We start from the raw sequence: 441 nt of genomic DNA, 5'->3' as shown, positions 1-441 counted from the left end.
GCGCGGAGTCGGTCTGCCGGAGGAGCTCGCCCAGCCACGCGACCAGGTCCTCGAGGGCCGCGCGCAGCATGTCCAGCGGCACCGTCTGGCGCAGCGCCTTGTAGGCGTCGGAGAGCTCGCGCAGCAGGATGCCCTCGGAGCGGGCCAGGCCGTAGAACTGCACGTAGTCGCCGAAGGTCATCGCCCGCTCGTACCTGTCCCGGACCACCGACTTCGGGGTGAGCTCGAACTGGGCCACCCACGGGGCCCCGGTGCGGTAGGTCTCGAAGGCCTGCGTCAGCAGCTCCTCGAGGGGCTTGGCGTAGCTGACCTCCTCGAGCACCTTCATCCGCTCCTCGTAGTCCAGGCCCTCGGCCTTCATCGCGGCCACGGCCTCCCCGCGGGCCTTCTTCTCCTGCCTGTTGAGCACCTGGCGCGGCTTCTCCAGGGTGGCCTCCACGA

General features: G+C 70.3%; 1 protein-coding gene. It reads right to left on the bottom strand.

The genetic code is table 11. The features are described from left to right. A partial coding sequence (locus tag ACWCOM_RS18495; RefSeq protein ID WP_454550204.1) for a DUF3516 domain-containing protein occupies window positions 1-441 on the bottom strand: 441 nt, incomplete at both ends.

Source organism: Kocuria sp. KH4 (assembly GCF_053711175.1).
The sequence above is the reverse complement of the archived record's forward strand: the minus strand, read 5'-3'. Positions and strand labels throughout refer to the sequence as shown.